This window comes from Amycolatopsis japonica, from assembly GCF_000732925.1.
Taxonomy (GTDB): Bacteria; Actinomycetota; Actinomycetes; order Mycobacteriales; family Pseudonocardiaceae; genus Amycolatopsis; species Amycolatopsis japonica.
Genome location: NZ_CP008953.1, coordinates 1,399,594 through 1,425,934, shown reverse-complemented (window position 1 = coordinate 1,425,934; position 26,341 = coordinate 1,399,594). Strand labels below are relative to the sequence as shown.

Below are 26,341 nucleotides of genomic sequence, written 5' to 3'. Positions count from 1 at the left end.
CTCTGACCAGTTGACGGCAACGCTGTCCGTCCCGGACGGTCGAGCACTACGGGAGAGCTGCTCGTGTGGCGTCGAGGTTGCCGAGGAGGTCTCCGTGTTCGTCGACGCGGTCGAGGACGTCGTCGGCGGTGAACACCAGCTGTGCTGGGCGGCGGCAGGCGCGGACTTCGTCCCAGGTGATCGGGGTGGAGACGGTGGGGTGGTCGCGGCCGCGCAGCGAGTACGGGGCGACGGTGGTCTTGGCGGGGTTGTTCTGGGACCAGTCGATGAACACCCGCCCGGTCCGCTGGGCTTTGGCCATCACCGCGGTCACCCGGTCCGGTGTCTCTCGGGCCAGGCGTTGGGCGAGTTTCTTCGCGTACGCCGACGGGGCGGCAGGGGCGTCGGTGGTGATGGCGCAGTAGAGCTGCATGCCTTTCGAGCCGGACGTCTTCGCCCACGCGGTCAACCCGTCGTCTGTCAGGGCGTCGTGCAGTCGTTCGGCGACGCGGCAGCAGTGCACGATCGAGGTTCCCGGCCCGGGGTCGAGGTCGAACACCAGCCGGTCCGGCGGGCGGCGCGTGCCGTCGCTGTCGACGGTCCATTGTGGAACATGGAGTTCGAGCGCGGCCATGTTCGCCGCCCACACCACGGCGGCGAGTTCGTCCAGTAACGCGTACGTGATCGGCTCTGTCGAGCCCCGGCTGCCGCTGCGGGCGATCCGGACGGTCGGCAGCCACGACGGCGCGCTGTGCGGGACGTTCTTCTCGAAGAACTGTTCACCGCCGACACCGTCCGGGAAGCGGATGAACGTCACCGGACGCCCGGCCAGATGCGGCAGCAGCACCGGGACGATACGCGAGTAGTAGTTGATCACCTCGCCTTTGGTGAATCCGTCCGGATACAAGGGTTTGTCCAAATTGGACAGAACGAGTCTCCGGTCACCGGCTTGGACGGTGACCTTCGCCCCCGGTGAAGCCGTGGGCCGTTCCTCGGCCACCGGTTCACCTTGCGCATGCTCACGCGTGGTCTTTCGGGCAGAGGCGGGCTCGCGTCGTTGCGGGGCCAGGACGTCGGCGGGCTTCTTGTCGTCGCGCAGTCCGCGCCACGCGGTGTGCCGCAGGCGGCCGGCGCCGCGGGTGAACTGCCGGAACACCACCTCGCCCACCAACTCCGGCTCCACCCACTGCGCCCTCGCGGTGTCGGCCCTGGGTGGTGTCTCGGCGAAGGGATGCCGCTTCCGCTCGAGGACGTCGAGCCGGGCCTGCAAGCGGGCTCGTTCGGCTTCGGTGAAGCCGGTGCCGACGTCACCGATGTAGACCAGGTCGCCGCTATCCGGGTCGTGGGCACCGAGCAGGAGCCCGCCCATCAGCCCGTCCAGCCGTCCCTGCCCGGGTGCTGGTAGGGCGCCATGTCAGAACGCGTCGAATGCACCTACACCTACCGTCGAGGTGTCAGGTCGTGCAGCTTGTGCGGATAGGAGACGGCATGTCGGGCGGGCTGTCTGTTCGGACGATCGCTGGTCAGCTCAAGCCCTGCGACACCGTGGACTCGAGCACAAGAATGCATCACGCAACGTAGCCGCCCACAATCGTCGCTCTACCAGCTGGCGGTCACTCCTGAGTGGCATTTGTAAGGTCGCCGACGCACCGCGAGAGGCTCAGCCATGCTTCCCTGTCCCTGTCCAGCCGATCTCGCGCGCTTGAGAAGGCGGCCATTTCCAGTATTCGTGTGCAGATAGCCTGATCAGCAGCAGCGGGGAGGATTCGGTCGTGATCGCGGAAGGTCGCGTCAAGATATCACCGAGTGTTAGTTCTTGACCACGCAAGGCGACAAGGTTTGGGTGTCGCCGCAAGGAGCGATTGTGTCATTGACCCACCGATGCCATCCACACGTCTAGAGTTGTCTAGCTCAGATGTCCAGTTCCATCCACCTCCCACTGACTGGCGAGATTTCGTGACTCAACTTCCCGAGATCAACTGGCGGCAACTCCGCGGCAAGTCGCCGTCGGGCTCGCAACGTGATGGGTTCGAGGAACTCGTCAACCAGTTGATGATCTTTGGCGGACTCGTGGCCTGGCCGCCTGGCACTACCTTCAGCGTGTTCGGGAACCCAGATGGTGGCAGGGAAGGGCGTGGTGAACTTCCCGGTGGGGCGGTGTGGGCGTGGCAGGCAAAATGCCTGTTTGAGCTCGACACTGATGAGTTCGGGCAGATCACCAAGTCGGTACGCCGGGTCCTAGAGACCGAGCCCATGCTTGAACGCTATTTCGTACTGCTGCCCCTCAATCTGCCAGCGGGCGACACGCCCAAGACGAAGAGTGCGTGGACCAAGTGGAACGAGTACGTCGCGAAGTGGCAGGTCATGGCCGAAGCGGCAGGTCGAACCGTGACGTTCGAATATGTTGGTGAAACGCAGCTCAACAGTTGTCTGCTTCAGCAGTCTCAGGTGGGCCGACTGCGTTACTGGTTCGATCTGGACACGTTCTCGGAAGATCGATTCCGGACGATCGCGGCCCGGGCGGAGGCCGACGCGGGAGGCCGGTACACCCCTAAACTGAACGTCAAGGTACCGATCGCCGCTGCCTTCGACGGCCTCGCCCGAACGCCTGCGTTCGAGCACGTCATCCGATTAGCACTTGCGGCACTTCGCAACGCCCGAGGCACATACGGCCTACCTACACCTACAGAACAGCCTGAGCTGTTCGAACCCGCGATCGCGACGCTCAACGAGTGCCTCGACCACCTCGAGGAAGCAGTCACCGGGGCAATCACCCAGGCCTGTCACCCCAAAGGCACGCTTCCCGACGTCATATCTGCCATCGACGCGACCAACGACCCCGTTGACAGCGTTGCCGAGCTGCTCCGGCAGCACTGTTTGCGGGATCGCCACTACACCGGAAACGCAGCCAGCCTCTACCACCAGATTTCGAGCATCGAAGCGGCAATCTTCGGGTTGCGGGAGCTGCGTACCGGTCGAGCTTGGCAAAGCTACGACCAGACCGCCATTCTGATGACCGGCACCGGCGGATCCGGAAAGACCCATCTGCTCTGCGACCTCGCCAGGACCCGCACGGCGAACAACCTGCCGACGATCATCGTGCTCGGCGAGCAGTTCGAACGGGGGCCGATCGAGACAGATCTCGGCAGGATCATCGGATTCAGCAGTCCAGCTGGGCAACTGCTCGCCACCTTTGAGGCCGCCTGCCAGAACGCGGGTACAGTCGGGCTGATCATCATCGACGGGCTGAACGAACCTGCCGACCGAAGCGTGTGGAATAAGTACCTGCACAGCTTCCTCAACGAGACTGCCGAGTACCGGCATATCCGGGTCGTGCTCTCGTGCCGGACCGAGTTCCTCGCCGACACGTTGTCCGATCCTCTGCGTCAGCGCCTCCATACGGTCAAGCACACAGGTTTTGCCGAGGTCTCCCGGGACGCGGTGCGCCAGTTTCTCGACTGGTACGGCATCGAGCGACCATCGTTTCCGCTGCTGGACCCGGAGTTCACTAATCCGCTGTTCCTCAAACTGCTCTGCACCACCCTGCAGACGCGAGGCGAACACCGATTCCCGCGCACTGGCTTCGGAGCCTCGTGGATCTATGACAGTTTCCTCGACGCGATCAACGACCGCCTCGCGGCTCCGGAGCGCTGTGACTACGACCGCAGCAGCGCGCTGGTCCGTCGAGCCGTCGAGCAGATCGCCACTGCGATTCAGACTCACGAACGCCGACTGCCCAGGGCCGAGGTCGAAAATCTCACCGCGTCGCTCCTGCCGGGTCGCGGATGGAGCCGGAGTCTGCTCAACGGCTTGCTGAAGGAAGCGATCCTCGCTGACCTCCTTATCGATGGTGTCAGCTACATCAGATTCGGATATGAGCGCCTCGGCGACATCGCATGGGCCAAGCTCATCGCAGCCGACGACCTCGCCACCGTGGCCGAGCGGACCGCCTCCATGGCGCAGCGGTGGTACCGCAACGCCGGCGTTCTTCAAGCACTCGCTTCCGTACTGCCCGAGACGCACGGCATCGAGTTGATTGACGTCCTCTCGATCCCAACTGGCGAGTATCACCCAGACACCCACACTGATTTCTTACTCAGCATCGCGTGGCGTAAACCAGACGCTCTGACCGCTCGGACCGAGGCGATCCTCGTCGAACTGCAGTCCAACCCTGACGTCGCCGATGCTGCCAACAGCGCGTTGCTGCAGGTGGCCACCGTTCCAGGCCACCGGTTGAACGCGGAGTGGCTCCACGGCCAGCTCCGCCGCTTGACGCTGCCGGACCGAGACGTGACCTGGTCCCACTTTTGCGACTGGCAGCATGACAGTGCCGGTCACCTGCCGAACCTCATTAGCTGGGCATGGTCGGATGCCAGTGCCACGGCCACTGAGGACACCCGTCATCTAGCGGCACTCACCCTCAGCTGGGCCCTCGGTGCTTCGCATCGGCCGACCCGCGACAACGCCACCAAAGCAATCATCGCGTTGCTGGAACCAGCGCCCCACTTGTTCGGGCCGATCCTGCAACGTTTCGTGGACTGTGGTGATGACGCCATCGAGGAACGCCTTCTGGCAGTCGCCTGCGGCATCGCTCAACGGACCTGTGACGCCTCCACCGCCGCCGCTATCGCCGTAGCGGTGCGTGACCACACCATTGGCCGCGGCTACTGGCCCCAGAATTACCTTAGCCGCGATTACGCACGCCGGACAGTCGACGTTGCACTGGACCACGGCTGGCAACCCGACCCCAGCAACATCGCCGTTCGCGTACGCCCCCCGTACACGACGGACTGGATTACGCCGGAACGGTCGCCAGAAGAGATCGAAGAGCTCTCGGGGCCGCCTGCCTACCGGTACAGCGCCGTCAAAGGACCTGCCTTGTCGGACTTCGACGACTTCCATAAGCACGTCATAGCTTCGCTGACGCGGGACTTCCGGCTCGAGGGCAATGTTGACACAGATTATCTCGGGAGGATCGTTTTCGACCAGGCGTTGCATCTGGGGTGGACGCCCGAACTGTTCGGCTCCATCGACCGGCACCTCCGGCGCGCCGGAGGTGCGGACGAGAAACAGCACGAGGGATACGCCCGCAAGTACATCTGGACAGCGTTCAAGCAGCTGGTCGGGCGCATGACCGACCGGTTCGCCCTCGATCCGGCCTACAGAGACGACAGCAGAACCGACTACCAGACGCCACTAGACGTCTACGGGCATGACATCGACCCGACAACGTTGCTGCGGCGGATTGAAAATCGGGTCTACGCGGACACCCCGCGCACTTGGTTCGCACCAGCTGCCGCGACGTTCCCAGTCGTGCTCGACCCAACTTGGGCGACCCACGATAGACACGCCCCACCCATCGACCGCTTACTCGCATGCACCAACACAGCCGGAGATCGGTGGCTGGTGCTCGAAGGCCACTACCAGTGGTCGCAACCGCAGACCCCGGACGAAGCCGCCGCCGGAATACCTCACCACAAGACCTGGGCACAGATTCGCTCCTACCTCGTCAACTCCGTCGACGTCGACGCCTGGGAGGCGTGGGCGCAAGGTCAAGACTGGAACGGCAGGTGGATGCCCGAGTCAGGGAGCCCGACGGGACTGATACTCGCCGACCATCCATACAAGTCAGACTGGCCCAACCTGCAGGGGCGCGACCGAACCGCCTACCGGGAATCGCCGCCTGGGACCCTTATAGTCACGACAACCCGGTATGGTGGCGTCGCGAACGACTGGGACCAATCCGACAGCAAACACCTGTACACGTTCATGCCCTCGACCACCTTCTGCAAGACGATGGATCTCCAACGAGTCGGCGACTTCCAATGGGGGCGCGCGGGAATATCTCTGGCAGAGAGCTTCGCAGCCCGCGAACCAGGCCCCGACACAGTCCACGTCTCCGCAGAACTCCTCCGTAGCGCCCTGGCCAGCAACGGTCAATGTTTACTGTGGACAATCCTAGCCGAAAAGGACACGGTCACTCCCGACCACCATTGGCCCAAGGATGGTGAACCGGTTTCACGTAGCTACTCAGCGACGTACCTGTTCGACGGAGCCGAAATGCGACTCCTGGACGCCAACGCCCACACAATGCGCGCGGGCGGGGACGCATCGCACGCTACTACCTGGAGTCTTCCCTCAAACGTTCCCATCTGACAGCCTGACAGGTCGCACAATGCTGGCAGGTCGCAATATCAGAACTCGTCGAATGCCCGGCTATCCGCTGTCACGTCGGTGCAGAACCAATCGGCCAGCGGCGACTTCACCTGAGTATGTGCGGGGCCAGGGTGAGTGTTCCAGAGGCGCTCCAAAGTTGTCCCACCTGGCATTCCGCACGTCGGTCGCACTCAGGCGGTCAGCGGCATGAGAGTGCGTTCGCGCAGAGCGATCGGATATGTAACGGTGTAGGAGTTCGAGGCGACTACTCACACGCCGAAGCTGAGGGTGGAGCTCGCAGGCATGATCGACGAACCATGACACGGGAACTCAAAGGCTTCATGCACCGCCGGGGCGAACGGATGCTGAACCGAGTAACCCACCTCGAAGGTAGCCGACTCCGAGGTACGAAGCTAGTATAGTAAGAAGAATGACCACCGAGCCTGCACCACATCGACGCCTGAAGTTCTTTGGTCCAGCGGACCTCGGAAAATATTTCCAGGCGGGACGCGCAACTGAGGTTCTTAGTCGGTTCGACGCATCAGTCACGACGTACACTGCTTCCGACGTTCTCGAACTGTATAATTCCCGACTCTTCGTGGAGAACGGGTACTTTCCTGCTTCCTCTTCCGAGGAGCAGCGCGCGGCATTTAAGGCGCTCATTCCCGGATTGCATGAAGTCGAGTCCAAATTCTTTGGCTCTCTCACCGACGAAACGCTGAGTTGCCGGATCGCAGGGGTCAGCCATGAGTATCACGCGGACTTGCTGGAACTCCTGTCACGACACAAGGTCTACAGCCGTTGCTCCGCCGCGACTGTGCTGGCAGTCCTAGACAGCCTGCACGTCAGTACAGGCACGATGCTCTCGTGTGGAAGCCTTGTGCGGGTTTACGATGAAGAGATACGTACGCGTCTTGTTTCGAACGTGGCCAACGCTGAGCATTTGATTCGACTATATCTCAGCGGTGATGATCGCTCGCAGCTGTACTTGCCGCAGAGCTTGAAGAGTTCAGACAAGCGCGCACTACTTGACGCGTACATAGATAGCGAGGAGGCGCATCCGAATCTTCTCGAGCTGATCTCCGTCGCGCGCGTCAACGCAGCTGCTGGAATCGACGAGAAGATGAAGCTCAAAGCGAAGCGCAAGCATGAACGATGGACGAAGGAGTTCTTTGAGTCTAACGGTGGCGGAATGGTGATCGGCTGCGACGTTACTGTTACCAAGGGGCAAGATGAGCCCGTGAAGGCATCAAGGGACGGGCTCGTCACGAAGTACTCCTACAGTCGCGAGTGGTTCGATGAGAACCTCGATTACCCTACGATCCTCAACAACTTTCTCTATGTGTTTGAGTTCGCAGATCGTCACATGCTGTTGACGCTGCCCTCGTATCAGGCGGAAGTCGGAGCGATTGAGCGTGCGATGGGAACCTCAGGAAAGGATGCTTATCCAGCGGGTTTCGCCTTTCGCCTTAAGGAGCAGAGTTCCTTCCTGCAGGTCTCCATGTATGAGCGGCTTCTCAGACACAAAGATGTTGAGCTTGAGTCGGTAATCGTGTGGTTCTTCGCGGACTACTTGAGAGATAGTTTTGGTGTGGCAAATCTACGGTTCGCGCCTTCAAGTAGGACTGCAACATACCTTGAGAAGAGTCGGCATCTGTTCGCCGAGATGGAAAGTATCGTCATGCAGTTCTCGCTCTACGTGGAGAACGGCGAGTTTGACCCTGAGCTACTGGCTATGATGTCGGCCCAGGTCAAGTACCGAGACGTGCCGAGCTGCTTGGTCGGCAAATATGTCTATGTAGGCGAGAGTCCAAACATCCACAACGTCATGCGCCTACTCTTCTCGGATCAGTCCGGCTTGGGGTACATAAATGATAGCCTCAGGGCCGACAACGGTGCTCGACTACTCATCGAGCACGATGTTTATTATGGTGACTTCCATGACTACCAGAAGGATCAAGTCGACTACTTAATCGCGCACGGCGTGGTCGAGAACGCTGGAGGCCATATCCGGATAGCAAGTGCCGACCAGTTCGTGGTGCTGCGCGATCTCTACGAGTTGGAAGCGGCAAGTTACTACCACCACCGCAAAGGTGCGCGCGAAGCAATCGATGAGATGGTCACAAAGGGTTGGCTTGTGCGGGCCGAGTCGCTGTTGTCTAAGCCTGAAGCAGGCTACTTCAACTACTGCCTCAATCATCAGGACTTCAGCGATGGCCTGAACCTGCGCAACAGGTACCTGCATGGCGCAATCCTTGATGTCGCGGATGAAGAGGAGCACTACCGTACCTACATCACCGCGCTCAAACTACTGGTTTCGCTTGTGATTAAGATGAACGATGATCTCTGGCTGCGCGAGAGTGAGGAGCTCGCTAACGGAACCGAGGCGACTCCGTCTGAGCAGGACTGTTAGCCCGGATCTTTCGCGTGGGTGACGGCCTGGCTTGAGACTGTGGTTGTTGCGTGTCGGCCCACGGCGCCTGCCGTCGCGGACACACCGGCTTGACCGGGTACGATATGCATGCCCCGCCTGCCATCGCAGCACTCGGTCGTCTACGACGTCGAACCTCCGCGTGCCGCCAATGCGAACAGCACGACCGCGACGGCCAACAGCACGCCAATCTGCCCACGCCCCGACCCGCTCCGCGAAAACGTCGTTCAGGCAGGTGCCCACACCACCACCACGAGCACCCGCCGCCCGACAAAGCTCGAACCGCCCACTCGTCGCAGCTGGACAGCTTCAGCGATCTTCAGCGCGCGGTCATCGGCATGAGCGGACATCTGGACCTTGCAGATTTAGTCCTAGGATCGGATAGCCGTAAGAGCAATGATGGGGAATCGCGTGCTGGTGGCCGACATGTCAGAAGCAGCGAATGTCAGCCGCGATCGGCCAGCCCTTCGTCGTCTGGCTCCGCCAGCATCACCAGTAGCACGCTGAGCATTTCGATTTCACCGTCGCCACCAGGACACCCAGCGGGAACATTGCTATCGACTGGCTGCGCGCTATGACCGTGACCCGCGGCCGTCCTCACCTCTGCGTGAGGCGCCGAACTGCTCACCGTCACACGAGAATCGTTCGACCTACAGGTTCCGGATGGGGTCAGAATGCTATCTGCGGCCTGTGTCCCAGCTGACGACTCAGGACACTTTTGTGTGCTGGGCAGGGTGAGTACGGCCAGGAGTCGCTGTCGGCGAGCACGTCCCGGGTCCAGTGGTGTGGAAGTGAGGCCGAGGTGCGCCGATCGGTCCTACTCGCAGGGACTGTGACAGGATGCCGCATCACTATCATCTGCGTCCGCTGTCGCACGGCGGGTGATCGTGGCGGCGTAGTCGTCGCCGCTGGGGTGTGCCAGCTTGATCCAGCGTTGCGCGCCGACGATCGACAGGCCGAGCAGGCTCGACAGGGCCTTGGCCGGCACGGAGGCCGCGTTGCCCATGAGCGCGCTGTTGCGGCTGATGCGGCTGTGGACGTCCAGTGTGGCGAGCCGCCGGGCGAGGGTGGCGGTGTGCAGGGGCTGGCCAGGCAGGCGGCCGGGAAACAGCCAGCGGTGTTGCTCGTCGGTGCGGCCGCCGAGGGAGACGTGTCCACGGCGGGTGTCGGCGAGAGTGAGCACGAGTTCGGCGATCGGGCGGGGCAGGGCGAGTGGCTGTGGCCCGAGGCACAGGTGGACCTCGCCGCGGAAGTGCGTGATGTCGTCGGCCGTGAGAGTGGTGATCCGAGAGGGTGTTTGGCCGTAGAGGAGGACAAGCAGGCCCGCGACACGGTCAGGCACGGCGATGGTGGTGTCATGCAGGAGACGCCGGGCGATGATCCAGCGTGTGTCTTCTCCGGGCAAGGTGTCGCGGCGTCCATGGTCTCCTCGTGCTCGAATGTCCAGATCGCGGGTATGCCCGCTCGCCGTGCACCAGGTGATGAACGACCGGGCCTTGTGGGCGGGTCGTCCGATCGCCAGGCACCAAGTGTCGAGGTCGGTCTGTGTGCAGGTGCTGAGGTTCCGCCCGCGCGAGCTGAGCCATTCCAGCAGCCGGATCGCGACGCTGACTTCGTTGCGGACGGAGTACGCGGCACCGGGCGTGACGGGTGTGCGCCGCCGCCGCAGCCGTCGTAGGTGTGTCCAGGTGACGTAGTGGCGCAGGACGCGGCGGTGGTCCGGATCGTCGATGTCGCCCAGGGTTTGGTCGATCCAGCGTTGAAGCGCCGCGAGGTGCCGGTCACGGGTCGGGAGGACGTGGTGCGCGATCAGGACGTGCCGAAGGTGATGAGCAGCCGCGACCGGTGTCAGGTCGTCGAGTGTCGCGTGGGTCAGCGGGCCCTGCGCGGCGGCCAGGTGCGCGAGCATAGATCGTGATGACGTGCGGCTCAGCCATTCCAGCAGGGGCGCGGGTTCGGTGCGGCCGAGCGCGTCCAGCGCGGGATGGAGTTCGTCCCGGACGGTGCCGTCCGCGCCGGCGAGCAGGGTACGAAGAACTTTCGGTGCGGCGCACCTGGCGCACAGTCCGAAGTGGTGCGTGCGCCCGATGACGCCGCAGTCCGCGCAAGCACGGAAGTAGGCGGGTTCGGTCTCGATGCAGGTCCAGCACAGCGGCCCGTCCTGTACTCGTCCGACGACCGGCCGCACTCGCCGGCACCGGCAGCAAGCCTCGCGCCGAACGGCGCACGGTCGGCAGAGCGGCGCACGGTCGGGGTCGCGCCCGGCGATCTGCCGGAGCTTGCCGCAGCGCGCGCAGACAGCGGTACGGGCCGCTCTGCAGCACGGGAGACACCGCGGTGCCGAGGAGTTGGCGCGGTAGCAGGGCCTGTCCCGGCCGCACACCGAACACACCGCCGTCGGGAGCCGGTAGCAGCCGACGCACACCGGCGCGCCGTCGGCCTGGCCGCCGATGACGCCGCGCTGCCCGCACAGCGAGCACGTCCGCTGGTTGTACGAGACCAGCGGACGGCAGGAGGAACACAGCGGCCCGCCGTCGGGGGTTCGCGCCACCACCGATCGCACGATGCCGCAGCGGGAGCACGCGGTGGCCCGGGCCCTCTGGTAGCAGGTGTTGCACGAGATCGTGCCGTCCTGGTGGCGGATGACCGGCTGGTGCTTGCCACAACCCGGGCAGGTCGCGGGTGCCATGCCTTCGACGCCGTGGTCGGCCAAAGCCGCAGCCAGCCGGCGGACCGCGAGTGTCCCCTCGGCAGCGGCACCGGTCAGCAACTCCGGCCGGTCCTGCAGTTCCCAGGCCACCTGCCGCTGCCGGGCCGGTTGTACCACCACGCCGAGGATCACGGTGCGCAGCCAGCCACGATCCAGGCCCGGCGCCGCGGCGACGATCACGTCGCTGATCACCTCGACGTGATCGACACCGGGCTCGGGCGGGCAGCGAACGCACAAGGGCCGACCTTCGCGGTCGCGGTGGCGGGCACGGGTCACCGTGCCGCACGCCGAACACGGGCGGGGCTCGAAGATCCCCGAGCCGCGGTTACGGCAGCCAGTGCAGACGCGCCGGCCCTGCTGGTCGCGATGACTCATCCGCGCGGCGGCTCGACCGCAATCCGGGCAGCGTGGCTGCACGACCTGGCTGGCTCCCGCCGCGAGCAGGTGGCGGATGAAACGGTCGACCAACGGCGGCCCGTCCGTCCGGCCCGACAGCAGCACGCCCGGGTCGGTCTCGAGAATGCGGGCCAACTGCCGATGCCCGGTCCGCGACGTCGCGACCGCTCTCACCGCCTCCTCGACCACATCGGAACTCAGATCGGGTTCGACCGTGCCGACGATCGCGAGGACGACCCCGACCGGGTCCGTCAGCGACCGGGGCGACTCGGGGTCGGTCACGAGCGATCCGGGGCGATTCTGGCCCGCTTGGGCCGGAAGTCACCGACCCCGGCGTCGTCATCCGCTCCGACCGCTGTGCTGCGTCGGAGGGACGGCGCGGCGACGGTCGGCTCGATCAGATCCTCCATCCCGCAGCCGAGGATGTCGACCAACGCCACCAGCGTCTTCAGACTCAGCCGTTCGGGCTTGTCCGCGACCAGCCGATAGACCTGGCTGTCGGAGAGGACGATGCCCCGTTCCGCGAGCTTCGGCCGCAGGTGGGTGGTCTGGAACATTCCCTGCCGTGCCATCAGCTCACGCAGATTCCACGTGTAGTCCAGCTTCGCGCTCACCATGCGTTCGTCTCCTCCGCGCTTAAGGCCTTGCCGATCGCGTTCGTCATCATCGTGTTCATGAAGTCGCCACTGACTCCCGTGTAGATCGCGGTGGTCGACGCGTAGCGGTGACCTACCTGCTGCTGCACGAACACCGGATCCACGCCGTCCTCGATCTGGTGCGTCACATGCGAATGCCGCAGACAATGCGGGACCAGTGTCTCGTCCAGACCCAGCGCCCTGCGGTAGTCGGCGAACCGCTGCTCGATATGCCGGGATCCGATCCGGCCGCCCCGTTCGGTCAGCCACACCGCCGGATGATCCGGAAACCCGTACCGCGGCCGGATGTTCGTCAGCCAATCGTCGACGACCTCGACGATCCACGGCATGACCGTGTGCACCGTGCGCCGCCGCGGCGGGCTTCCTCTCGACGCCTTTCCCCACCGCACTTCGAGATTCCCGAACCGCCCCAGCTCCGGAGCCTGGGGATTGCGGTACCAGTCCATAGTGTCCAAACGCGACGACTCCCGTGGCACGCAGCCCATAGGCGTAGATCACCTTGAACAGCGTCGCGTCCCGATAGGCCGCGAGCGCCCCTTTCCGCCCCAGCCGCACCGCGCGGTCCACCTGGTCGTCGGCGTAGTCGAAGAACCGCTGCAGCTCCTCCCGCGTCATCGGCCGCCGCTCGGGCGCACCCTCGTAGGCGACCAGATGCCCCAGGGTGTTCCACTCGAAGCAGACCTGCACCGGATGCGTACCGAAACGCTGCTCGCACTCGGAAACCCAGCCATACTCCGGGCGCACCAGATAGTCGCAGAACCCGCGCACAGCGTCCTGATAGTTCCGCAGTGTCGACTTCGCACGGTCGCTGTCGCTGACCAGGTCCGTCATCCACTCATCGACGTGCGCCGCTGACCAATGCCACGGAAACTCGTTGGTATAGGCCAGAAAACGCCGAACAACACCGAGACGGTCACGCACCGTCGAGTCCCGCAGTCCACGCCCGCCAATCTGCTGCGCCCGCCAGCCGCTCAGCATCGCCTGCACCACGGCATCCTCCGGTCGCAGCAAAGCAACCCCGTCGGCCAACTCCAGCCGCGCGGACCCCGGAAGCTTCCCGTCAGCAGACACTCCGCACCGCCTTCATAAGACGGGTGAATCATGCATCAGATGCACGTTTCAGGCAAGGTCTGCTGGTCAGGGTGGGGACCCACTGCCCCAGGAGGTAAGCTCTCCACCGCGGCTCTACGAGGCTGAAGCGGGATTTTCCTGCAGTAGCTGCAATTCATCGCCGTTAACGCCACCCGCACACCACGACCTCGATGGTCTGGATCAAAGGGTGTTTGATCCACTCAGGAGACCGGCGCCCAGGGACGTACGTCGACTGGATCGCCTTCACTACCAGGCCTTCGAGGCCGCGGTCCTTCGCGACGTCGAGCAGATCAGCCGGGGACATGCCGGATGCCGAGAGGTCGGCGTGGCTGTAGGACGGGGTGATCGCGACGAGGTTCTTGTCCGGCACCTCGATCCCCTCCAACACCGCCCGCCGCCGCTCATACGGTTCGTCCAGCAGCCGCTGACCGCCGAGCAGCAGAACGTCGAAGACGAAGTACGCCACAGACACATCGTCGCTGGTGGCGTAGTTCTGCAGCAGACCGAAATCCGGGCGGCCGTGGTCGTCCAGCGCGACGATCTCGCCGTCGAGCACCGCCTGGCGGCCCTCCAGCGCGTCGCCCATAGCATCGCCGAGGATCGGGAGTCTGCCGGTGAAGTCCTTGTCGTTGCGGCTGGTCAGCCTCATCGTCCCGTCGGTGGCGACCCTCATTACCGCCTGGTAGCCGTCCCACTTCCACTCGGAGGCGTACCGCGGATCGTCCGGAAGCTCCTTCCGCGCCTGGCTCGCGAGCATAGGCTCGATGAACGCCGGCACCCGCGAACGCTCACTCCTTGCGGCGTCTCGTGCCATGACGGCCTCCCGAGCAGCCGGGTACCTGCGGACCGCGCTCTCACGTGCGCGATTCACCGTACCCCGAATGGCGCACTCTCGCCGGATTCCGTCATGACGCATCCCAGGTGACCACGGTTTTCGCCGCCGGGCGGGGACACCGCCTGTTACATGCGCCGCTTGACAGACGACTTAGCGAAACGAGACCGACTAGGAGGAGCTGCGCCGAATACGGAACGAACGGCATATCCAGCTGCGCTGGAAACCCAGGACCGTTGGTTGTCGAAGACCCGTGCGATCTCGCGGAGACCATGACCTATGCCGGTATCACGGTCACCCGCCGCCAGTGCGGGCGCGTCGTCGACCAACTCTAGCTTCCGGTCGGAGAAGCCGAACCCACTATCGCCGACGAAGAAGCCCTGATCGCTGCGTTGTGTACCCGCGTGGCGCCGGAGCACTTCAGCCGCGTGCAGGTCGAACCGGCGAACCGGCCGATACTCGTCGAAACGCGAGTCAATCCCAAAGTCAAGCTAAGCCCTAGTAATCCACTCCTTCGAGTGAAACGTCCGACTAGGCAGAACGAAGACATCCACTGTTTGTCGGCCAGAAACGACCGCTCGTCGCACAGGTTGATGGGCGAGTGGACGCGTCCGACGACACTCCGGCACGGTCATATGCACGTGCATGACGCAAGTGCGGCGATGAAGGAGCAGGTAAGAGTGCTACGCAACGATGGCGGCCAGCAACCGGTAGCTGAGCCAGGTCCTGGCGTCGGCTTGCCGCTCCGCGACTGCGTGCCGAGCCAGTTCGAGCTCTTCCCGCTTCGAGGAGCTGCAGACCGGCGCGAGGGCTCGCCGGATTTGCCCACCTACCTTACGCGCGACGTCGACGCCGAACTCCGTGCCGCGGTTGCCCGTGCTGCGGCAGGGTCAAGTGTCATGGTGACCCTGGTGAGTGACCTTGTCGCAGGGAAGAAGCGAGCAGCGTGGGAGTGTCTCTGGCAGTCGAAAGACGAGAACGGGAGACTGCTGATGCGGGACTGGGCAATATGGCCGGCGGTCAGCCCGAGCAGCGCCGAGGCTCTGATTGAGGCAGCCAGGTCGGCACGGCCCCGAACGGTTTACTTCCTGCCAGGACTCGACCGATATTTTGGCGGCCCGGACCTAGCGGTCGGCGATACGGTCGCTCGGGTATTGCGGGAGACGCTCAACGATCCCTCACGTGTGCCAATCTTGGTACTCGCAACAATTCGTATGGGACCTTTACGGGACCTGAAGTCGGCCTGCGTCAAGTTTCCACATGCCAAGCTGCTTGTTGAAAGCAGCGAGATCAAGGTGCCCGACGAGTTCAACCCTGAGGAAATGGCTCGGGCGTTGAGCTCAGAAGACCCCCGGGTCGCGGACAGTGCGATACTGGCGGAAGCAGATCGGTACGTCGTTCAACACATGGTGGACGTTCACGATCTCCAGACCCGTTTCGAGAAGGCCGACATCTTAGAAGAAACGATCTTGAAGTGTGCTATCAAACTTAGGCGTTTCGGCAATGATGTCTGGCTGACGCGTGGCTTGCTGGAAAAATGCGCGGGCGCACTTCTGCATGATAAGGTTCAGCATTTCGCGGGGGATGACCGGTTCGATAAGGCGTTCGCGGAACTGGAGCGCCGGGGCCGCGGGGAAGCGAGCATGATCATAAAATGTGACGAAACCGTCAGCCGGGACGATCTTGCCACCCGATATCGACTTGATAGCTACCTTGAACGAAGGCATGTTCTCGACGCGACCGATCCGGTTACGGTGGAACCGCAACTGTTCCCTATCCTGGTTGACGAAGCCGACACAACAAGCCGCGTGCCACTGGCTCGGGAGTGTCGCAAGCGTGGCCTACTGTACTGGGCGATGCGCTTCTACCTCCGCGCATCGGACGACGGCGACCGGTCTGCCCGCTTGGAGTTGGCGGACATGCTTCGCCAGGCGGATCGTATCAATGACGCACTTGAACAGTACCAGCCTTTGATAGATGGAGGCGACCGTGACGCGATAACCCTCTCGGCGGAAATGCTCATTGCAGCGGATCGAAATCTGGACGCCATCGATCTACTAAAAGGTCTGACGAAGAATGGAAATCGCAAGGCGACGGTGCTGACCGCAAGGGCCAGGGAGCACCTGAAGCAACGCAGCGAGATGCTGCGCCTATACCGCAAACTTGCCGAAGATGGTCACGCCGAAGAAGCAGCTATGGTGGCAGACATGACGGTCGGCGCAGCCACGGACTCTGAGCGATCGAAAGTCATCGATGATACCGTTGAATGGCTGATGGGACTTGCCGATAAATGCGGGCCGAAGATTGTCGAACACGCGATTGAACTACTTGTGGATGGCAAGCAGGTAGAGGTCGCTATGGACCGACTCGAACGCTATGCGAGGACGGGAAAGAACTACGCCTGGCTGATCGGGGCCGAGATTTTGTTCTCGCACGGTCGAGTCGAAGATGCTCTGGACTGGTGTAGGGAAGCTGTAAAGTGCAAGGCATCTCACGCTTCCAAGTTCGCGGCGAATATCAATGCCCAGCTCGGATTCTCCGAGGCGGCTATGAGACACGCGTTAGCGGCGGTCGAAGCGGGGAGTCCAGAAGCTCTCACAAAACTAGGAAACGTCCACGCCGCTAAGGGATTGACCAAACATGCCCTTGACTGCTATGAGAATGCCGCCAAGGCAGGGGATAGGCAAGCACTGGCCAGGGCGGCCGAGCTGGCTGCAATGAAGGGCTGGAGCGACAGAGCATTCGACTACCATCGTCAGGCGCAGCGAAAGAACTGTGCTCCACCGCCTTCGACGATCGCAGTTGCCTTATGCGAGGCCGGTCAAATCTCCGACGCGTTCGCGTGGTACTTCAAAACATTGCCTGACGTTTCGAATCCGGACATCATAATCCCACTTTCGGACGTATTTCTTGCAAGGGAAAATGAAGCCTCACTTTGCTGGGACACTGTGGACCTTGCTTTGTCGAATTATGTCAAACTGGTCTCAATGTCGCGACCTCAGGCAATCTCCTGGCTCGCCGAAGGAATCCTGCGCGCAGGCGAGGAAGAGGTCCACGCCTCGGCGAACCAGTATGACGGAGCGATCGGGGCAAACGCAGTGTCATCCCGAAAGCTCCTCGTCGCCGCAGACCTCCTTAACGATGCGGCTATACACGGAGACCCTGCGGCGCGAACGAAACTGGTAAAATTGCTATTTCGACTCAATCGACATGCTGAAGCATATCGACATCTCGACACCCTGAGAAGGACAACCAAAACTAACGTCGATGTTGACATGGCAATTGCTCTTGCTGGACAAGGGAAGTCCAACGAAGCAATAGCCGAGCTGTGGAGCCTGTTGAAAAAAGCAGATTTTAATGCAGTTACTCCGGTCGCAAGGTCGTTGATGCGTTACGGCCATAAGGAGGAGGCTATCGACTTCCTCGAGAAAGGTGTAGAGCATGGCGATATCGAGTCTCACATTAGCCTCGGCGACCATAAGCGCCTACAGCGCCGCTACGTCGACGCGCTCGATCTATACCTGTTCGCTCTTCTGCATGCGCATCCAGAAGCGACAGCTAGAATCGACACATTGTTCGCGTTTAACAGAGATCATCACGCCCAGCGCGATCTGCAGCGGTACGGTATCACGCTCGCGGCACAGATCGCGGATCCATGGTCGGTCGACGCTGACGCGCCCAAATCCCGGCAACCCTAGCCCGAACCTTGGAGAAGGTTGCCGTCAACGTCAGTTTGTGGAACGGCGAGACGACGTCCCGAGCAAGCCCCCGAACACTTCGGGTATTCGGGGGTACTTCTCCTGAGGTGATCACGATGCCGAGCGGCGGAACGAATCATCAAGCCTCCGGCGGAGACCGTGGTCTATCCCGACATCGAGGCCGCTCTGCGTCTGTGCGGGCACGTCGCCGACGAGCTCTGGCTTCGGTCGGCGAGGCCGAGCCCACCGTCTCCGACGACGAAGTCCTGATCGCCGCCATGCGGGACGCGTGGCGCTGGAGCACCTCAGCCGTCTGACGAACGGCTTCCCAAGCCATCCCAGCTCGACATGGCGGCGTGCCGGATCCGCCGGCGCCGGGCTGTGGCTGCACTTCACCGAGTACTCGCTGTATGTCAACTACCTGTTCGCATCGAGGCGACCCGCCGGCTGGCAGGCCCCGGTGGTCGAGGCACCGGTGAAGGTGCTGGTCGTCACCACGTTCAACGTCGACGAGTACGTGTACGAGGCACTTCGCGCCGGCGCCAGCGGGTTCCCTCAAAGACACGCCACCGGCGCAGCTGGTCGACGGCGTCCGCACGATCGCCCGCGGCGAGTCCCTACTGGCCCCTGCGGTCACCCGAAGCCTGATCGGCCACTTCGCCGAACGGCTCCGCCCCACCGACACCTCCCGCCCCACACGAGACAACGTTGTGCGGACGCTGACGCCCTGCGAGCTGGAAGTGCTCGAACACCTCGCCGCCGGGCATTATGTCCACTGTGGAGCCGCCACTGCTTCCTGTTGTCGCCGATGCTGGCCACGCGCGGCGAGCCGCCGAGGCGCGATGACTGGTGGCCCTTCCTTGATAATGGCTCGGGCAACGGGCTGTGGCAGACAGCGAATCTATACCGCTGGACTACGGTGGCAATTCGAGCCGCTGCCGATCAGGCCCAGGTCTGTACTTGCTCGCTTCCGCCAAAGCGTAGGAATCACGGTGCCACAGGCACGTTTTTACCCCGATGCCTCAACTCCCACCCCTTCTTCAAGTTGCATGAACGGCATCGTGGCCGCCTACGGCTCTGCGCTGCCACCTCCCATCGGTGGCCACACTCACCGCACTGCCACAAACATAAAAACTTCGATCCTGGTGTTAGCGTGTGCTTCGTCAGTTTCGGTCGATCGATGCAAGCGACGAACTCGGCCGCGATCTCAGGGCGCGCATCAGCGAGACTCTCTTTAGAACTGGCCTGACGTCTCCGCTCCCACCCCGCCTTCGAATTGCACGACTCGCACCATGGTTGCTTGCGAGCCGCCGCTCTCGCTTCCCACGTGTCGTCACACTTGCCGCATCGCCACGAGCACAAGTACTTCGAGTGTGGTTTGAGCGTGTGCTTTGTCAGTTCCGGCTGATCGATGCAGGCGACGAACTCGGTTGCGATCTCAGGGCGCACATCGGCAAGTGCTTCTCCGGGCTTCGCGAGACCGCGGTTCTTCCACCTCTCATCCTGGTGGCAGTCGGGACATCCTGTGCCGTTGGGTTTTGACCTGTTGTTGGCCAGTGCTTTCCATCTGTGGCCGCGGGCACACTTCCACAAACACAGCAGCTCCGCAGCAGGCTTCATCGTCTGCTCCGTCAACTCTGGACGGTCCAGACACGCAACGAACTCGGCCACCAGATCAGGACGCCGGTCGGCGAGCGACTCGCCCGGCGCTGCGATGGCCCTCTCACGAGCGAAGTGAGCCCGCCTTGCGCGGTCGCAGTCGGGACACCCGGTGCCCTTTGGCTTCGTGCGGTCCCTGACCTTCGTATCCCATTCATGCTGTTGTTCGCACCGCCACCGGCACTTGTCCTTGGCGCCTGGGGAGAGCATGTCGAGCCCAATACCTGGACGATCTTTGTTGACGACGAACTCGTCGGCCAGATGAGGTGCGGCGTCGAGTGCCGATACCTTCGGCCGGGATCCGGGGAGCTGAAACCAACGAAGCGTGGCCCGGTGGACCGCTTCGGCCTGCTCCGCATCGGTGAGGTCCCGCCACGACAGCCCGCGGTCCTTCACTTGGTGCCCAAGAGCCCGAGCCCACTCCCACGGTCGCTCCCAGGGCTCGCTTTCGGCGACCACGATCGACCGGGGGATGCGAGGCACGTTCGTCGACCTGATGCGCACGTAGTCAACATCCGCCATTCTCTCGTTCTTGCGCAGATCGGCCGCGAGCCTGCCGGGTCCGTGCGTGAAGTCGGGATCCAAGTCGATGAATAAGTCGATCGCCGGGATATGCAGGTCGATACGCAGCTTGTTGCCCTTCGCCACAGCACGCCGAGCGTCGACTTCGACCTCTGCCCCGGTCGCCGCGATGAGCAACTCAGCGATCTTCAGTTCCAGCAGGGACGTCCCAGCCGTGCCACATCCCGGACAGCCGTTCCTGGCACGGCTCTTGACGACGATTTCGCGCTCGTGGTGAAGCGGGCACCGCCACACGCACCTGTCGTTCGACCCGTAACTCAGCCGGTCCGGCCTGCTGCCGGGGCTGGTGAGATTGCGAACGAACTGTTCGACCAGATGCAGGTGGGTATCAGCGAGCGACCTGCCGGGCTTAGGTTCGCGCCGAGCCATCCCCGCGCGCGCAGCTCCGCATTGGGGGCAGCCAGACTCAGATTCCTTAGCACGGGCATGGAGCCGCATCGGATAGTCAGGATGCCCAACGGGGCAGCGCCATAGGCACATCAGCTCAGACCCAGAAGGAGTGTTGTGCAAGGTGCGGCCAGGTTTCCCGACGAACTCGATGAACTCAAATACCAAGTGTGGACGGGCGTCGGCGAACGAGACCTGTCCTCGGCAGGAGAGAGTCGGACACACGCGCCCGCGCCCCTTCGTCCGCTCTTCCGGCCGGGCATTCCACGGCTTCTCGCACGTCGGGCACAGCCAGATGCATTCGAGGCCGGAATTCGGACTGAGCTGGGCCGGCATTAAGTCGGGGTACTTCACACACCGGACGAACTCGGATACCAGACCTGGGAAGAGCGCGGCAATCGACTTCTCGTAGGGGACGAACGCGAGCGCGTGCGCCACCTTCCTGCGATCGCCCTTCGGTTCTGAGGGCATGGCCAGGAACCATAGCGACGGGCACCGACAAAATCGCTCGCCCGAGACGCCGGAGGGGCCACCACCCCTTCGCAGTAACGAGATGCCGACTATGTGCCAGGACTGGGTCCGGGTTCCTTGTCCGCTTCCCCAGAGGCCAGACGTCGGTCAGCAGTCTCGATCAACAGCTTGAAACCGTGTCCAGAAGTCGAGCTTGTACTCGTACGCCCACTCCGACCCTCCCGCAGCCGGCCGCCCTCCGCCTGGCTGCGCACCGCCCTCCGCGCCATCGCGAGCTCCCGTCACCCCGCACACCGATGTCCACGTGCGCGCCGTTCATAGTTCGACGGTAACCCACTTGACCTAAGAATGCCGAGTATGCGCAGGTCAAGTCCCTAGGACAGGTGGTCTTCGAGGTACCACCGCAGGTTCACCGGCACCCCGGGAGCGCTCGGGATTGTCTCCACAACCGGTACGACTAACAGTCAGGCATCTGGTTCGCCAGCGTCGGATTTCGAAGGGCTTCAGCGCCATGGCTACGAGTTCCGTTGACTTTGCTTGCAAGCTCTCTGTTACATGTGCGGCCCTTGGAACGACACTATGATCGACAACCAACTGGGGCGGAGGGCAAGCACAGCGTGACCACGGGTGAGCAGCAGGTCGACCGGCGCATCGCCGTCAGCGCCATGCCCACGCCCGCCGACTCGACCCTGTCGGTGGCCTTGGACGGGCCTCCCGTCCCACCTATGGCGCGCATCATGTCGTACTCGCCTGACGACTGGGAAGAGTTCATCCGCGAGTGGGCCACTGCCCTGAACGAAGACTACTTCCAGATCAAGCGCCTCGGCGGAGCGGGCGACAAGGGCGCGGACATCGCCGCGTTCAAGACCCACGAGCAGTTCGAGGGGCCGTGGGATTGCTTCCAGGCCAAGCACTACGACAAGCCGCTTAGCTTCGGTGACGCTGCGAAGGAGATCCTCAAGGTCTTCGTGTCCACTTTGGAGGGGGCATACACCCTTCCCCGCAGCTACCAGTTCCTGGCGCCGAGGGGGCTGTCCACTCAGCTCAACATGCTGGTCAGCAAGCCGACTGCCCTGCGCGCGAAGTTCTTGGACCGGCTCGTCGACGGCGACGCTCTGGTGAAAGGGCTGGACGAAGACGCAATCGAAGCGGTGCGGACGTTGGTGACAGGCACCGCCTTCAGCATGTTCAGGTCGGTGGAGGTGCAAGAGGCGCTGACCACTCACTCCCAGACCCGATGGCATGCCTCCCGGTTCGGCACGTCACTTCCCGAACGCGCTAGCAGCGAGAGCCCGCCGGAGGACTACTCGCCGGACGAGACGCGCTACCTGCAGCAGCTTCTGGCGGTATACGCCGAACGCCACCCAGGCACGATCACCACCTTGGAATCCGTGACCGCCGTCCCGAAGATGGCCAAGAACCTGCAGCGGCAACGGGTGCGATTCTTCAAGGCCGAGTCGCTCAAGGCTTACTCCGCAGGAGCGGTGCCGCCGGGCACCTTCGAGAAGCTTCAAGAGGACATCCACGCAGGGGTGGTCGACGTCGCCGATGCCGACCACCCGAACGGCTTCGCGAAGCTGAACCAGGTGATGACGCACGTGGGCAGCCTCGACCTCAGCCGGCACAAGCTCATCAACGTGACCGAGATCGAAGACCGCCAGGGCGTCTGCCACCAGCTGGCCAACGATGACCGTCTGACGTGGGTGGACGAGTCATGAGAAGCTCCCTCAACGGTCCGCTCGAATACGGGCTCCGCGTCCTCGTGATGCTGACCGAGGCCTATCCGCAACAGCTGGACATCAATCACCTGGTCCTGCTCGACCACACCGTGCTCCATACCGCCGAACTCGGAGGGCCACCCTCCATCCATCCTGACCATCCCCTGCACGCCGGTGAGCTCGGCGTCCGGCGGGCCAACGTCGAAGAAGGGCTACGAGTCATGCTGCGCGCCGGGCTCATCGACATGCAGGCGCCAAACACCGGCATCCGATACCAAGCCGGAGATGAGGCATACAGCTTCGTCAGCGGACTCGCCTCCAGCTACATCACCGAACTGCGCAACCGCACCCGGTGGGTGGTCGAGCGGTTCGCGACAATGTCCGACGAGGAGATCCGCCAGCAGACTACGGTGATCTTCCGCAGACGCCCCGCTGACACAGGCTTCACCAGCAGCGAGAGGCAGGCAGAGCCATGGAACGGCTGAGGCTGCTGCACCTGACCTTCATAGGCGCGTCGGTCGACCCCGCCACCGTGGAATTCGGCCCCAAGCTCACCCTCGTCCGCGGACCGTCAGACACGGGGAAGTCCCACATCGCCGACTCCCTCGACTTCATGCTGGGCGGCTCGAAACTCGAGGAACTCCCCGAACACGACGGCTACGACCAAGTGCTGCTCGGCGTGCAGCTGCCCGACGGGACCCCGGTGACACTGGCCCGGAGCCCGCACGGTGGCAAGTTCAGCCTCTTCCAGGGGGATCATCGCGCCTACCCGTTGCCCGTCGACCGCAGGTCATTATCGGCGAAACACAGTGCCAGGAGCACCGAGAATCTCTCGCGCTATCTCCTGGGCAAGCTCGGCCTCGATAACAAGGTCATTCGCAAAGACAGAGCCGGGAACACTGTCTCGTTCTCCGTTCGAACCCTGGCTCCCTTGGTCCTCGTGAACGAAATTAAGATCCAGGCCAAGACCTCACCGATCTCATCGGGGCAGGTGACAGACGAGACCAAAGAGATCTCTGCCTTTCGGCTGCTGTTGCAGGGCGATGACGACTCCGCGCTCACGCCACGCGAATCGGAGAAGGACCAGAGCAGGTCCAAGGCAGCCAAGAGCGAAGTCATCGACACGTTGATTTCCGAGCTGCGCGAACAACTCCGCAGCAACGAGACCCTTCAACAGATCAACGAACAACTCCAGCGCCTACAAGGGACGATTGCCACATCGACGGCGAGCATCGAGCAGGCCGCCGAAGCGAGGCAGCAGTGGGGGCACGCCCTGTCCAACAACGAGCGGCTTGCCACCGCCGCACGGCGAAGCCTGGCCGAACTGGAGACACTCGAGGCGCGCTTCACACTGCTGCATAAGCAGTACACCTCTGACCTAGACCGGCTGGACGCCGTAGCTGAAGCCGGGACACTGCTCGGCTACTTCAGCCCAGGACGTTGTGTGTTCTGCGGCGCCGACCCCGAACACCAGCACCTCAACGAGGACTGCGCCGACGACACAACTGCGCTCGCCGAATCCGTACGCGAAGAACAGCTCAAGACGACCGCGCTCCGCGGGGACCTGGTTGAAGCCATCGCCGGCCTGCGCGCCGAACGCGACGAGAAGGTTCAGAGGCTCCAGGCCTTCACCGACCAAGCAGCCCAAGCACGGACAGAGATCGCGCGGCTGGACAACCTGCTCAATCCCCAGGAAACCGAGCTCCGCGACCTGCTCACTAAATCATCTCAACTGGAACGCGACGCCGACGCCATCAAACGCATTCAGCGCCTCGAAAGACTCCGCACCGAGATCGAAGAGGCGCCGAAGCCTGACAAAATGGAGCAAACAGCGGGTCTGCAACGCACCGCGGTCGCCAACCTCTCCCGCATGATCGCGGCAAGGCTAAGGGCCTGGGGCTACCAGGAAGCCGACACCACCAGCTACAACTTCGACAAAAAAGACATCATGTCCGGCAACCAGCTGCGCTCCGCCCACGGCAAAGGCGTCCGGGCCATCCTGCACGCCGCCTTCACCATCTCGCTCGCCCAATACTGCTTCGACAACGACCTCCCCCACCCCGGCTTCGTCATACTCGACTCCCCCCTCGTCGTCTACCGGCCACCGGACCCGAACGACGAACCCGACAACAGCGGCGACATCCTCGACACCACCAGCCTCTCAGCCCGGTTCTTCGCCGATATCCAGACGAACTTCTCCGGCCAAATCATCATCCTGGAAAACCAGAACCCACCGGACCACCTAGAGTCCGAGACACGGGACATCTCCTTCACCAAAAACGCAGACCACGGTCGCTACGGCTTGTTCCCCCATCATCGATCCTAGGCGCGCGCCGAACCCCACGTGCTAGCTGCGGCTGCTGCGTAGTCGACATCGAGCCGGGCTTTGAGTTCGGCGCCGCGTTCAGGCGTGCAGGCTTGCCCGGGCAGGCGTGTCAATATCGCAGTGAAACTTGATCAACCGGGAACAGATCGCCTCTGCTGTGCGACCGTGCTGCTCGGTAAGTTCGTCGTGCAGCTTCGTCGGGCAGCGCGGTCGACGCCGCGGTGGGATCAGCGGCGAGCCGCTGCTCGCGCGACGCGGCTTCAAGTTCAGACGTTCACAAAGCATGCGAGCGCGCAGGACCGCCCGGTCTGGGTGGCAGGACCTGGTGGACGGGTGCCGCGGCGGTCTTAGGCAGCAATGGCCAAGACTTTCTGGCGGCTCGGGTGTCAGCGATTTTCCGCTGAAGCCGCTCTATACGAGCGACGCCGTTGCGCGGAACCCCTCGCTCCTGCTCGATCCCGTCACCCAGGTGGACAGCAGATATTTTGTCCGCCGCTTGATCAGCAAGCCAACCTGCTACTTCTGCCGCGCCGCCTACCCAGTGCGGTCGCCGGAAGCCGGTGGGTTGTCGAGGAAAACCTCCAGTTCGCGAAGAATAAGACTGGCCCTGCACAGGCCACTACCAGGCTCGCAGATAGCACGCCTGGCGTCCAGGATCAGTTGAGATGAGAAGCATGCATTAAATTTGACTGGCGGCCCAGCCAAAGTGATTACCCCCAAAATGCAGCCCCCCGCGTGGTCATCCGCCTGCCTAAATCGGCAACGCGGTGTTCGGCATGGACGGCCGGCGCCGTGAGTGGTCACATCGGTACGTTTAGGTGAATTCCGTTAGTCTGCGTGTGCGGAGCCTCGGGTGGCCACCACGGTCCCTCGGTTGTGATCAAGTTTCGCGCTACACAGGAGGGGGCCGGTTGTGCCGCAGGTCGTCAAGTTGCCGCTGGACAGTGGGGACGTCGTCTTGGTCGAGGTGGCGGATGTCGATGGCGCCGGGCTGGACCGCGTCGGTCGAACCGCGGCGGTGGCCCACGCGACGAGCGAGACGTTGCAGGACGCGCTGCGGCGAACGCAGTCGGCGATCGAGGCCGTCGTGAAGCAGATGCGTGGGCTGGTCGAGCCCCCGGACAAGATCACGCTGAAGTTTGGAATCAAGGTCACTGCGGCGGCTGGTGTGGTCGTCGCAAAGGCGAGTAGCGAGGCCAACTTCGAGCTCAGCGTGGAGTGGGTCAAACCACCTGTCGCGTAAGGGGG

13 protein-coding genes and 2 pseudogenes are annotated in these 26,341 nt (G+C 63.1%); 9 read left to right on the top strand and 6 right to left on the bottom strand.

What is annotated here, in order from left to right; all coding sequences use genetic code 11:
- Positions 1-46: 46 nt before the first annotated feature.
- Positions 47-1,375, bottom strand: a pseudogene (gene ligD / locus AJAP_RS07030) (non-homologous end-joining DNA ligase); the annotation flags it as partial.
- A 560-nt stretch (positions 1,376-1,935) separates the two neighbouring features.
- Here ligD and AJAP_RS07025 point away from each other — a divergent pair.
- Together AJAP_RS07025 and AJAP_RS07020 are read left to right on the top strand one after the other, a co-directional pair.
- A complete protein-coding gene (locus AJAP_RS07025) occupies positions 1,936-6,135 on the top strand; it encodes an NACHT domain-containing protein (protein WP_148311466.1) in 4,200 nt (1,399 codons plus the stop codon).
- A 430-nt stretch (positions 6,136-6,565) separates the two neighbouring features.
- Complete coding sequence (locus tag AJAP_RS07020; RefSeq protein WP_038509106.1) at positions 6,566-8,548, top strand: hypothetical protein; 1,983 nt, start codon at positions 6,566-6,568, stop codon at positions 8,546-8,548.
- A gap of 835 nt (positions 8,549-9,383) precedes the next feature.
- Here AJAP_RS07020 and AJAP_RS07015 read toward each other — a convergent pair.
- The 4 genes from AJAP_RS07015 to AJAP_RS07000 form a co-directional block, all read right to left on the bottom strand.
- Positions 9,384-11,954 carry a hypothetical protein gene (locus AJAP_RS07015; RefSeq protein ID WP_038509104.1) on the bottom strand — a complete coding sequence of 857 codons (2,571 nt, stop codon included), beginning with the start codon at positions 11,952-11,954 and terminating at the stop codon, positions 9,384-9,386.
- Complete coding sequence (locus AJAP_RS07010) at positions 11,951-12,289, bottom strand: helix-turn-helix domain-containing protein (RefSeq protein ID WP_038509103.1); 339 nt, start codon at positions 12,287-12,289, stop codon at positions 11,951-11,953. Before AJAP_RS07010 ends, AJAP_RS07015 begins: the two co-directional genes overlap by 4 nt.
- Positions 12,283-12,813: a site-specific integrase gene (locus AJAP_RS44705; protein WP_228694878.1), complete on the bottom strand. Its 531-nt coding sequence runs from the start codon at positions 12,811-12,813 to the stop codon at positions 12,283-12,285. The genes AJAP_RS07010 and AJAP_RS44705 overlap by 7 nt, the downstream gene beginning before the upstream one ends.
- Before the next feature lie 749 nt (positions 12,814-13,562).
- A complete protein-coding gene (locus tag AJAP_RS07000) occupies positions 13,563-14,234 on the bottom strand; it encodes an ATP-dependent DNA ligase (protein WP_084098056.1) in 672 nt (223 codons plus the stop codon).
- A gap of 680 nt (positions 14,235-14,914) precedes the next feature.
- On the opposite strand from AJAP_RS07000, the gene AJAP_RS43550 reads away from it, so the two are divergent.
- The 3 genes and pseudogenes from AJAP_RS43550 to AJAP_RS44700 all read left to right on the top strand — a co-directional run.
- Positions 14,915-17,950 carry a tetratricopeptide repeat-containing protein kinase family protein gene (locus AJAP_RS43550; protein ID WP_148311465.1) on the top strand — a complete coding sequence of 1,012 codons (3,036 nt, stop codon included), beginning with the start codon at positions 14,915-14,917 and terminating at the stop codon, positions 17,948-17,950.
- A 194-nt stretch (positions 17,951-18,144) separates the two neighbouring features.
- A complete protein-coding gene (locus tag AJAP_RS45030) occupies positions 18,145-18,267 on the top strand; it encodes a hypothetical protein (RefSeq protein ID WP_267284138.1) in 123 nt (40 codons plus the stop codon).
- A 112-nt stretch (positions 18,268-18,379) separates the two neighbouring features.
- A pseudogene (locus AJAP_RS44700) lies at positions 18,380-18,714 on the top strand (DNA-binding response regulator); the annotation flags it as partial.
- 223 nt (positions 18,715-18,937) lie between these two features.
- On the opposite strand, the gene AJAP_RS42855 reads toward AJAP_RS44700, so the two are convergent.
- Positions 18,938-21,049, bottom strand: a complete 2,112-nt coding sequence (locus AJAP_RS42855) for a zinc-ribbon domain-containing protein (RefSeq protein WP_084098054.1) — start codon at positions 21,047-21,049, stop codon at positions 18,938-18,940.
- 617 nt (positions 21,050-21,666) lie between these two features.
- On the opposite strand from AJAP_RS42855, the gene AJAP_RS06985 reads away from it, so the two are divergent.
- The 4 genes from AJAP_RS06985 to AJAP_RS06970 all read left to right on the top strand — a co-directional run bounded on the left by AJAP_RS06985 (position 21,667) and on the right by AJAP_RS06970 (position 26,336).
- The gene (locus AJAP_RS06985) at positions 21,667-22,767 is read left to right on the top strand and encodes an ABC-three component system protein (RefSeq protein WP_051972364.1); all 1,101 of its coding nucleotides are present in this window, start codon (positions 21,667-21,669) and stop codon (positions 22,765-22,767) included.
- Positions 22,764-23,252 carry an ABC-three component system middle component 2 gene (locus tag AJAP_RS06980; protein ID WP_038509098.1) on the top strand — a complete coding sequence of 163 codons (489 nt, stop codon included), beginning with the start codon at positions 22,764-22,766 and terminating at the stop codon, positions 23,250-23,252. The genes AJAP_RS06985 and AJAP_RS06980 overlap by 4 nt, the downstream gene beginning before the upstream one ends.
- Positions 23,240-25,093 carry an AAA family ATPase gene (locus tag AJAP_RS06975; RefSeq protein ID WP_038509096.1) on the top strand — a complete coding sequence of 618 codons (1,854 nt, stop codon included), beginning with the start codon at positions 23,240-23,242 and terminating at the stop codon, positions 25,091-25,093. Before AJAP_RS06980 ends, AJAP_RS06975 begins: the two co-directional genes overlap by 13 nt.
- 913 nt (positions 25,094-26,006) lie before the next feature.
- A complete protein-coding gene (locus AJAP_RS06970; protein WP_038509095.1) occupies positions 26,007-26,336 on the top strand; it encodes a CU044_2847 family protein in 330 nt (109 codons plus the stop codon).
- Positions 26,337-26,341 lie beyond the last annotated feature (5 nt).

Bases quoted from the DNA above. Each gene is read 5' to 3' on its own strand.
- AJAP_RS07020 (WP_038509106.1), top strand. From the start codon at position 6,566: ATGACCACCGAGCCTGCACCACATCGACGCCTGAAGTTCTTTGGTCCA.
- AJAP_RS07010 (WP_038509103.1), bottom strand. From the start codon at position 12,289: ATGGTGAGCGCGAAGCTGGACTACACGTGGAATCTGCGTGAGCTGATG.
- AJAP_RS44705 (WP_228694878.1), bottom strand. From the start codon at position 12,813: ATGGGCTGCGTGCCACGGGAGTCGTCGCGTTTGGACACTATGGACTGG.
- AJAP_RS07000 (WP_084098056.1), bottom strand. From the start codon at position 14,234: ATGGCACGAGACGCCGCAAGGAGTGAGCGTTCGCGGGTGCCGGCGTTC.
- AJAP_RS43550 (WP_148311465.1), top strand. From the start codon at position 14,915: ATGAAGGAGCAGGTAAGAGTGCTACGCAACGATGGCGGCCAGCAACCG.
- AJAP_RS42855 (WP_084098054.1), bottom strand. From the start codon at position 21,049: ATGCCCTCAGAACCGAAGGGCGATCGCAGGAAGGTGGCGCACGCGCTC.
- AJAP_RS06980 (WP_038509098.1), top strand. From the start codon at position 22,764: ATGAGAAGCTCCCTCAACGGTCCGCTCGAATACGGGCTCCGCGTCCTC.
- AJAP_RS06975 (WP_038509096.1), top strand. From the start codon at position 23,240: ATGGAACGGCTGAGGCTGCTGCACCTGACCTTCATAGGCGCGTCGGTC.